Here is an 8,811-nt window from a genome sequence, read left to right as displayed (position 1 = left end):
CCCGGCAGCGGCGATTTCGCGGGAAATTGACGGGGTGGGGGTGTCAATTTCCCACGAAATTGACGGTGTGGGTGGCCCCGCACGGCGGTGTGCGGGGCCGAGGCGGGCGCGTGCCGGAGTGTCGGGGTGTCACGGCAAACGCCCGAGTCTGGGGTGGATGGTCAGGCCGCCGTGCGGAGAGCCTGGTGATGAGTCCCCGCTGGCTGCGGGCTAGCGGTGGTTTCCTCGGCAGGTGCTTCGGACTCGTCGGGGTCGGTGGTGGGCCAGTGCTGTTCGGTGTTGCCGTTGGTGATCCACACCGGAGGCAGCTGGGATAGCCGTGGTGGGCGGGGCGGCAGGTAGCCGATGGCGTGCAGCCAGGCGTCGCAGACCGACCGGCCGTCCTCATTGGGCGGGGCGCTGCTGGCCCGAGCGCGGTAAGGGCCGCGTCGGGACAGGTGCCCACACAACGCCCGCACTCCGCTTCCCGCTGGTGTGTTGGCGGGGCAGGCGTGCCAGCGGGACTCGAAGGCACTGGCGAACCACCCGTGGGTGGGTTCGCTCACCGTCTCGGTCCCCAGGCCAGCCGGGCCAACACCAGGATCAACAGCGCCAACAACAGGGCCATTGTTTCCACCTCGGACACGACCCCTCCTATGGACACGGCCTCTCCGGACAACGCGGCTTCTCCCGAGTAGATGGCGCAGCGCCAGCAGCAGAGTCAGCGTCACGAGGACCACCCCTCCCGTTCCCGCAGGGCCGCATCCAGCGCCTCGCGCAGCTGCCGCGCTTCGGCGAGCGTGAACAGCGACACCGCGCCCCGCACCGGCGCCAGCAGCGCGATACCGGAGGCGGTGGGTTTGAGCCGCACCACGGTCTGGCCATAACGCTGCTGATGACAGGGGACGTCGCGCCACCCCGACGGCGGCATCTCGGTGGGGCTGTCGCTGTCGAGATGAGCCAACTCGCACAACCACGGCTCGTAGCTGTTTCGCGGGCTCGGCGGGTGGGACTCGCTGCCGCCGATCACGTACTGGAAACACACCCGGCAGTAGTGATGCCACCCGCCCAGAATCCGCTCCGGCGGGCATGGGGCCAGCTCGATCGCCTGCCCGCAGAAACACGCCACCTTCCCCCGACCCGCCCGGGCGCTGGCCTCACGCTTGTAGCACGCGGTCGCATGAATCGTGCCCGACCCAACACCGGTGACGAACCGAGGCGGTGGCGCGGACGGCTCACCGAGCGCGGGCATGGCGCACCACCCGCCCCCGCAGACCCGAGCCCGACATCGCGAAGCAGCACTGCGAACACAACTCCGGATCGGACTCCGGCTCGCCGAGCGGCGTGATCTCACCCAACCCCAGAGAGACGTGACACAGGCTCAGCACCCACGACGCCGTGTACTCACCCGGATGGCACCCGATCGCATGCAACCGAGGCACCTGGCCACACCGGTGATCGGACTCCGTCGCCGCCAACACCACAAACACCGGGCCACGCGGAAACAACGCCCCCACCTCACACCACCCCCAGCAGGCGATCGAGGTGCGGCGAGCCGAGACGCGTAGCGACGCGCCTCACACAAAGCGATAGCATCAACAACGCTCCACATCAGTAGTGACTGGATGACGGAGCCACCCCCGCGTCCGAGGCCGCCAAGCACGAGACGCGGGAAGGGCTACTCGTCCGGTGGTCACCGCCACCGGACGAGTGGTCAAAACACCGATGACTCAGCCTTCGAATTACCTGGCGCTACGCGAATTCGCTCCAGCAGCACCGACACGCAGCTGAATCGGTCTCTCTGCCGGTCGGACATGTCCAGTGACAGGGCCGTCTCGATGCCCGTACGACTGTCTTCCCCCCTGGTTCACTGCGCACCCCCTCTCGCCTGATCTTTCACGTTCCGTATCTTAGCAATTACCCTCTATCAAGATCTTACGCTATCGCGAAACTTTCGAGTTGACAACACAGTGCATAGCACTGTCGTGTATAGAGTGTGAGCGTTCGATTCGGCGGGCGCTTGCGGTGATGACGTATCGGAGGAGGCGTCTCGTATGGCCACTGAGGATCCACAGGTCGTGCTGATCCAGTTGGGGATTCTGTTGCGACGGCTTCGGGAGGACGCGGACCTGAACGCTTCCGACGCTGCTGGGCACCTGGGCTGCTCCACGGCCAAGATTTCCAAGATGGAGAACGGCAAACAGGCCATCAAGCCCGATGAGGTCAGCGCCCTGCTGGAGCGCTACGGGGCGGACGACTCCCAGACAGCGGAAGCACTGCGCCTGGCGGCAGTACCGAAACCACGTAAGAAAGGCACCTACCGGGACTCCGTTCCCGACTGGTTCCGCCGATTCCTGGTCATGGAGTCCGAAGCCACCGAACTCTCCATCTACGAGAGCGAGATCGTGACCGGCCTTCTACAGACCGAAGACTACGCGCGCGTCCTGCTGCGAGCGGGCTACCCGCTCGCTTCAGCCCAGGAGCTCGAAAAACAGGTCAAGATAAGGACGAACCGGAAAGCGATACTCACCAAGGAAGACGCTCCGAACGTCAGCGTCGTGCTGCAAGAGACAGCACTCCACAGAGTCATCGGAAATGACGCGATCATGCGTGATCAGCTCAATCACTTGAACGAACTCTCCGAGCTGCCGAACGTGAGCCTGCACGTTCTCCCGTTTCGACCCAAGTCAACGCCGAATCACGACGAGGCCTACGTAGCCAAGGCAGCGTTCGTGCTCTTGCGCCTGGATTCAACCGGTGTAATGGCCTACGTCGAAGACGTGGCAGGAGCTACCTACCCTGAAGAGAACTCAGTCATCCAGACGTATGCAACCGCCTACCAACGCCTCCGCAGTGCTGCGCTGCCTGAAGAAGAATCACGCGGTCTCCTCGATAAGGTGAGGCGCGGATACAGCTAACCCACACGAGAGGCCTGAGATGACTACCAGCGCACGGCCCTTCACATGGCACACCTCGAGCTACAGCGGCAACACCGGCAACTGCGTCGAGGTGGGAAACGCCGTAAACGCTGTCGGCGTTCGGGACACCAAGAACCGGGACGGTGGCACCCTGGTGTTCACCGGCGACCAGTGGGAGTCGTTCCTCACCACGGTGAAGCGGAGCCACTGACGAGACCGTACCGGACGCAGCTAGCGCTGGTAACTGCGTCCGGTGGTCAGTCCTGAGCATAGAACACCGCACAGCGAAGCGTCGCTGCGCCACTCGGGACGTTTTGTCCATGTCCGAACTTTCACACGTGATCAGAAACTCCGGGACATCGAGCGCTATACCCTGGTGAGAGAGCAGCTTGCGACGCTGGCTCACAGCGAAGACGACACCCGTGCGCTGCTCGAACAGTTAGTTTCACCCTGACGAACCACATCGGGAAGGAGCCAGGGATGACTCCGGAGGGTCTTGCGGACGCCGTGTGGCGCAAGAGTAGCCGTAGCAGCGGAAACGGTGGAGCCTGCGTTGAGGTCGGCTTCACTCCCGACACGATCGGCGTCCGTGACACCAAGGACCTCGATAGTGGGACTCTCGCGGTGAACAGCACCGCGTGGACCTCGTTCGTCGACGCGATCAAAAGCGACCGCCTCGACGGCTGAACCGCTGCCGTGAGGTCCCGCTCGGTAACGCCGGGCGGGACTGTTCGCGTCACCGGCAACGATGGTTGGTCACGGTTGAGTCCTCACGACCGAGGAGCGACCGCCATCGACCACCCGCAGGGGACCCACCCCACTCACCACTCGGTGAAAGCACCGTCCGAATCACGCCAGACCGGCGAACGCCAACGATGACCGCGTTCGGCGGCCTCGCGCACCTTCGCCTCGTCGATCTCGATGCCCAGCCCGGGTGCCTGCGGTGCAGCGACGTGTCCCTCGTCGAACCGGAACGGGCTGGGATCGACCAGGTAGTCCAGCAGATCGGAGTCCACATTGTAGTGGATTCCCCTGCTCTGCTCCTGGATCAGGAAGTTCGGGGTCGCGAAGGCGACCTGCAGGCTGGCCGCCAGCGCCAGCGGCCCGAGTGGACAGTGCGGCGCCAGCGTCACGTCGTGTGCCTCGGCCATCGCCGCGATTCGGCGCACCTCCGAGATCCCGCCCGCGTGTGAGAGGTCTGGCTGCGCGACAGCGATGCCGGAGGTCAGCACATCGCGGAAGTCCCAGCGGGAGAACAACCGCTCCCCCAGCGCGATGGGAATGGAAGTCGAGGTGACGAGGTCGCGGACCTTGGCGGTGTTCTCCGGTAGCACCGGTTCCTCGACGAACAGCGGGGAGAGCGGCTCCAACCGGGGCAGCACCCGGCGGCTCATCGCGGTGGAGAACCGGCCGTGGAAGTCCACCGCCACGTCACGCTCGTCGCCGAGCACTTCGCGCACCGCTGCGACCCGGCTGACCACAGCGTCGAGTTCGGCGGGCGTGTCGATGTGGCGCAGCCTGCCGCTGCCGTTCATCTTCACGGCGGTGAAACCGGCCTCGACCTGCTCCGCGGCCGCCTCGGCCACGGCCGAGGGCTCGTCACCACCGATCCACTGGTAGACCCGCACCCGCTCGCGCACCGGACCGCCGAGCAACCGGTGGACGGGAACGCCGTAACTCTTGCCCGCGATGTCCCAGAGTGCCTGGTCGATACCGGCCACGGCGCTGGAAAGCACCGGACCACCACGGTAGAAACCGCCCTTGGTCATCACCTGCCAGTGATCCTCGACGGCCAGCGGATCGCGCCCCACCAGCAGCTCGGACAGCTCCTCGACGGCCGCCGCGACGGTGTGGGCACGCCCCTCGACCACCGGTTCGCCCCAGCCGACGATGCCCTCGTCGGTGGAGATCCTGAGAAACAGCCAGCGAGGCGGCACCGGGAAAGTCTCCAGCCCTGTGATTCGCATGTTCACTCCGTATCGCCTGTCGGGCTTCGCCCGTGGGGGTTCGCTCGTGGGGGTCGGTGTTCACGCCTGCCGGGGTGCCGTTCCCGTCCCGGATGAGCGCCGAACCGAACGAGAGATTCTCATCTGACAGGTAACTCCGCGTCAACACCGCGTCCGGAGCAATCACGAGCCGATCATCGGTCCATTCGATTGGTATGAGCTGGTTATTCGCCGACTCATCCGATCCGGATGACACCTGTCGAGATGAAAACGTATCTGATACGTTTTCGAGCTGAGCGCCGGGGATACTCGGCTGATGCCGCGCAACGACCACCCGAGGACACGGATGAGCGAGACCGACGAACCGGAGCGCCCGGGAAATCGGGACGCCGCGACCGAGCTCGAAGAACTGATCTTCGAACGGTTCGGGGTGGGCGAGCTGCTGCCCTCCGAGTCCGAGCTGGCGACCCGGCTGGGTGTCAGCAGGCTGACCGTGCGCGAGGCGATCCGGTCACTGCAGGCACGAGGCCTGGTGGAGATCCGCAAGGGAAGGCGCCCCCGCGTCACCGCACCCAGCGGGGACCAGATCGGGGACTTCTTCAACACCCTGCTGCGCTGGAATCCCGGTTCGGCCTTCGAACTGCTCGAAGTCAGACACGGTCTGGAAGTGCAGACCAGCACGCTCGCCGCGAACAACGCGGGCTCGAGCGACGTCTCCGCGATGGAGCTGGCGATCCGGGCGATGGATCGGGCCGAGGACGCCGCCGAGTACCACGATGCCGACCTGCGGTTCCACGAGCTGCTGGCGCGCGCCTCGGGCAACCGGATGCTGGGGCTGCTCATCGAGGCGATGGCGGGCAGCCTGCGCGACAGCATGATCGCCAGTTATCGGGGCCACCGGAAGCTGGGTGGTTCGCACATCGACGCCGCCGAGCAGCACCGCGAGGTACTCGACCGCGTGCGGCAACGCGATCCCGGTGGGGCGGCCGAGGCGATGCGCAGACATCTGCGAACCACCGAGCGGGACCTGCGAGCGGTTTTCCACACGGCACCGACGGTTGACACCGCGAACGAGCGACGAGATCCGGATTTCTGAACGAAAACAGCGGCAGTCTCCGAACCGGACGACACCGTCCGGCTCGGCGGAACCCGGCAAGAAAGGATTCTTCGGCTTGCACAGCGATTCGAACGTTGCCGTACATCGGGCCGAACAGGCGACCGAGAACCGCGCCGAACACGGCGAGGGGCCGGTCTGGAACGAGGCCACCGGACAGCTGCATTGGGTGGACATGCTCGCCGGGGACCTGCTGAGCATGGTTCCGGGCGGCACCGTCGCTCGCACCAAGGTCGGGACCGTCGCCGCCGTGGCGCGGCCGGTGGCGGGTGGCGGTCTGGTGCTGGCGCTGGAACGGGGATTCGCCCTGCTGCGGCCCGGCAACGAGACACCGGAGTCACTGCCCGAGTTGTGGAGCGATCCGTCGGTGCGCATGAACGACGGCGGTTGCGATGCCCTCGGCCGGTTCTACGCGGGATCGATGGCCTACGACGAATCCCCTGGCCGGGGGGCGTTGTGGCGGTTGCACGGCGACCTGAGTACCGAACGGGTGCTGGACGGGGTGACCATCTCCAACGGTCTGGTGTGGACCCCCGACGGTGGGACCGCGTACTACGTGGACACCCCGACCAGGCGCATCGACCGGTTCGCCGTCGAGGCCGGGACCGGCGAGCTACACGAGAGGCGCCCCGTGGTTCGGATCCCGAACGAGCTCGGCGCCCCGGACGGATTGACGCTGGACAACGCGGGCTGCCTGTGGGTCGCGCTCTGGCAGGGCGGGGCGGTGCACCGCTACAGCCCGGAGGGCGAGCTGCTCACCAGGGTCGAACTGCCCACACCTCAGGTGACCGCCTGCGCGTTCGGCGGGGCCGAGCTGGACACCCTCTACATCACCACCTCCCGGCAGGGCATCGAGAACCGGGAAGACCCCCACGCCGGCGCGCTGTTCCGCTTCGAGCCCGATGTCCGGGGCAACCGCGTGCACCAGTTCCGTATCGAGGAGGACGCTTGAACCCCGAAGTGATCACCTTCGGCGAGACGATGGGGCTGCTGCTGGCGCAGCAGGGACAACCGCTGGAGCACGCGACGGGGTTTCGGCGTTCGATCGCCGGAGCGGAGTCGAACACCGCGGTGGGGCTGGCCCGTCTCGGTCACCGCGTGGGGTGGTTCGGGCGGGTCGGTGACGATCCGTTCGGCCGTTCCGCGCTGCGTACCCTGCGCGGCGAAGGAGTCGACGTCTCCCGGGCGGTGGTGGACGAGTCGCTGCCCACCGGCCTGCTGGTGCGCGACGCGCACGCGCACCGCCCCATCGAGGTCTGCTACTACCGGAGCGGTTCGGCGGGAAGCGCACTGCACGAGGGGGACGTGGACGAGGAGTGGATCGGTGGGGCCGGGCTGCTGCACCTGACCGGCATCACCGCCGCGCTGTCCGAGGACGCGAGAGCGGCCACCGAACGGGCGGTACGAGCGGCGCGAGAGGCCGGGGTGCCGGTGAGTCTGGATCCCAACATCCGACGCAAACTCGCCGGGATCGAGCGGTGGGTCGAGTTGCTGCGTCCACTCGCCGAACACGCCGACCTGGTCCTGACCGGGCTGGACGAGGCCGAGGAAATCAGCGGGTGCAGCGGCGAACGCGCCACCGCCGGTTGGCTGCTCGAACGGGGTGCCCGGCTGGTGGTGCTCAAGCTGGGCTCGCGCGGCGCCTGGGCCACCGACGGTGAGCGGGAGTGGTTCCAGCGGGCGGCTGAGGTTCCCGCGGTTGATCCGGTGGGGGCGGGGGACGCGTTCAACGCGGGGTTCCTGTCCGCACACCTGCGGGGCATCCCGGTGCCCGAGGCGCTGTCCGAGGCGGCCACCGTGGCGGGCAGCGTGGTGCAGATTCCGGGGGACATGGACGGTCTCCCCGACGCACGGTTGCGGGACCTGGCCGTGGGTGACGAGCAGGTGACCGCGCGCTGACCTCGTTCGACCGCGTTTCGGGCTCGGCACGGCGAAGGCGGGCGGCGATTTCCCACGAAATCGCCGGGCCGGCGCGGCGGTACTGCCCAGGCGGCGTCGATTTCTCGCGAAATTCCCGCCCCGCTTCGACACTGGACCCACGCCCAGTTCCGAATCCCAACCACCCGCGATCCCAACCACCGGCCCAAGCCGAACCCCCTTCGCAGCTCGCACCGCCGTGCGAGAGGTTCCGCCACGCAACCACCCTGAGAAACCGAGCTGACGTAATACGAGCGCAGAGGAGCAAAATGTACCGCTGGCAGACAGCAAGCACCATCGCCGAACACGGGGTGGTGGGTATCGTCCGGGCCGCCGACTCGCAATCGGCACGGCAACGCGCCGCGGACTGCCTGAACGCGGGCCTGGAGGTGCTGGAGATCTCGCTTACCACGCCGGGCGCCACGACGGTGCTGCGCGAGCTCCGCGACGAGTACCCGAACGCGCTGTTGGGAGCGGGAACCGTGCTGGACGCCACCTCCGCGCGGCTCGCCGTGGACGCCGGGGCGCGGTTCCTGGTCTCACCGTCGCTGCACGAGGAGGTGATCTCCACCGGCCACCGCTACGGAGCGGCGGTGCTGCCCGGTGTCGACACCCCGAGCGAGCTGGTACGGGCCCTGGAGGCGGGGGCCGACGCGATCAAACTGTTCCCGGCAAGCAGATGGACTCCGGAGAGCATGCGGGACGTGCTGGCGGCGCTGCCGCAGGCCCCGCTGGTTCCCACCGGCGGTGTCTCGGTGGACCGGGCTCCCGACTGGATAGCGAACGGAGCGGTCGCGGTCGGGATGGGTTCGGCGCTGTCCGAAGGCGACCAGGCGGAAGCCACCGAACGTATCTCGGAGCTGCTGCGACGGATTCGAGAGGCCCGCGACTGACCCCGCTCGCACCCGGTACGGCCGGGAGACACGGGCCGGTATCG

General features: G+C 67.2%; 10 protein-coding genes. 7 read left to right on the top strand and 3 right to left on the bottom strand.

All coding sequences use genetic code 11. The features are described from left to right. Positions 1–161 precede the first annotated feature (161 nt). Entirely contained in the window at positions 162–545 is a 384-nt protein-coding gene (locus ACOQFL_RS19985) for a hypothetical protein (protein WP_435545719.1), read from the bottom strand. 161 nt (positions 546–706) lie between these two features. After that, entirely contained in the window at positions 707–1,108 is a 402-nt protein-coding gene (locus ACOQFL_RS19980) for a hypothetical protein (RefSeq protein ID WP_435545718.1), read from the bottom strand. 925 nt (positions 1,109–2,033) lie between these two features. Between ACOQFL_RS19980 and ACOQFL_RS19975 the strand changes: the two genes are divergently transcribed. From ACOQFL_RS19975 to ACOQFL_RS19965, 3 genes are all read left to right on the top strand, one after another. Beyond that, positions 2,034–2,897: a helix-turn-helix domain-containing protein gene (locus ACOQFL_RS19975; RefSeq protein WP_435545717.1), complete on the top strand. Its 864-nt coding sequence runs from the start codon at positions 2,034–2,036 to the stop codon at positions 2,895–2,897. Between the two features lie 19 nt (positions 2,898–2,916). Beyond that, positions 2,917–3,108, top strand: coding sequence for a DUF397 domain-containing protein (locus ACOQFL_RS19970; RefSeq protein ID WP_435545716.1), 192 nt, complete (start codon positions 2,917–2,919; stop codon positions 3,106–3,108). A gap of 269 nt (positions 3,109–3,377) precedes the next feature. After that, positions 3,378–3,584: a DUF397 domain-containing protein gene (locus ACOQFL_RS19965; RefSeq protein ID WP_435545715.1), complete on the top strand. Its 207-nt coding sequence runs from the start codon at positions 3,378–3,380 to the stop codon at positions 3,582–3,584. Between the two features lie 134 nt (positions 3,585–3,718). Here the strand turns inward: ACOQFL_RS19965 and dgoD are convergent, their stop codons facing one another. Beyond that, complete coding sequence (gene dgoD / locus ACOQFL_RS19960; protein ID WP_435545714.1) at positions 3,719–4,864, bottom strand: galactonate dehydratase; 1,146 nt, start codon at positions 4,862–4,864, stop codon at positions 3,719–3,721. Positions 4,865–5,189: 325 nt separating this feature from the next. On the opposite strand from dgoD, the gene ACOQFL_RS19955 reads away from it, so the two are divergent. From ACOQFL_RS19955 to ACOQFL_RS19940, 4 genes are all read left to right on the top strand, one after another. Beyond that, complete coding sequence (locus tag ACOQFL_RS19955) at positions 5,190–5,939, top strand: FadR/GntR family transcriptional regulator (RefSeq protein WP_435545713.1); 750 nt, start codon at positions 5,190–5,192, stop codon at positions 5,937–5,939. 76 nt (positions 5,940–6,015) lie between these two features. Beyond that, complete coding sequence (locus ACOQFL_RS19950) at positions 6,016–6,909, top strand: SMP-30/gluconolactonase/LRE family protein (RefSeq protein ID WP_435545712.1); 894 nt, start codon at positions 6,016–6,018, stop codon at positions 6,907–6,909. Further along, positions 6,906–7,856, top strand: coding sequence for a sugar kinase (locus ACOQFL_RS19945; protein ID WP_435545711.1), 951 nt, complete (start codon positions 6,906–6,908; stop codon positions 7,854–7,856). Before ACOQFL_RS19950 ends, ACOQFL_RS19945 begins: the two co-directional genes overlap by 4 nt. A 287-nt stretch (positions 7,857–8,143) precedes the next feature. Beyond that, entirely contained in the window at positions 8,144–8,767 is a 624-nt protein-coding gene (locus ACOQFL_RS19940; RefSeq protein WP_435545710.1) for a bifunctional 4-hydroxy-2-oxoglutarate aldolase/2-dehydro-3-deoxy-phosphogluconate aldolase, read from the top strand. The last annotated feature ends 44 nt before the right edge of the window (positions 8,768–8,811 follow it).

This window comes from Actinopolyspora sabaoui, assembly GCF_051225635.1.
GTDB lineage: Bacteria > Actinomycetota > Actinomycetes > Mycobacteriales > Pseudonocardiaceae > Actinopolyspora.
Note: the sequence above shows the minus strand (reverse complement) of the source record. Positions and strands in the feature narration are given on the sequence as shown.

What these genes read in the sequence shown, in the direction of transcription:
- ACOQFL_RS19940 (WP_435545710.1), top strand. Translation starts at nt 8,144, where the DNA reads ATGTACCGCTGGCAGACAGCAAGCACCATCGCCGAACACGGGGTGGTG.
- ACOQFL_RS19975 (WP_435545717.1), top strand. Translation starts at nt 2,034, where the DNA reads ATGGCCACTGAGGATCCACAGGTCGTGCTGATCCAGTTGGGGATTCTG.
- ACOQFL_RS19955 (WP_435545713.1), top strand. Translation starts at nt 5,190, where the DNA reads ATGAGCGAGACCGACGAACCGGAGCGCCCGGGAAATCGGGACGCCGCG.
- ACOQFL_RS19965 (WP_435545715.1), top strand. Translation starts at nt 3,378, where the DNA reads ATGACTCCGGAGGGTCTTGCGGACGCCGTGTGGCGCAAGAGTAGCCGT.
- ACOQFL_RS19970 (WP_435545716.1), top strand. Translation starts at nt 2,917, where the DNA reads ATGACTACCAGCGCACGGCCCTTCACATGGCACACCTCGAGCTACAGC.
- dgoD (WP_435545714.1), bottom strand. Translation starts at nt 4,864, where the DNA reads ATGCGAATCACAGGGCTGGAGACTTTCCCGGTGCCGCCTCGCTGGCTG.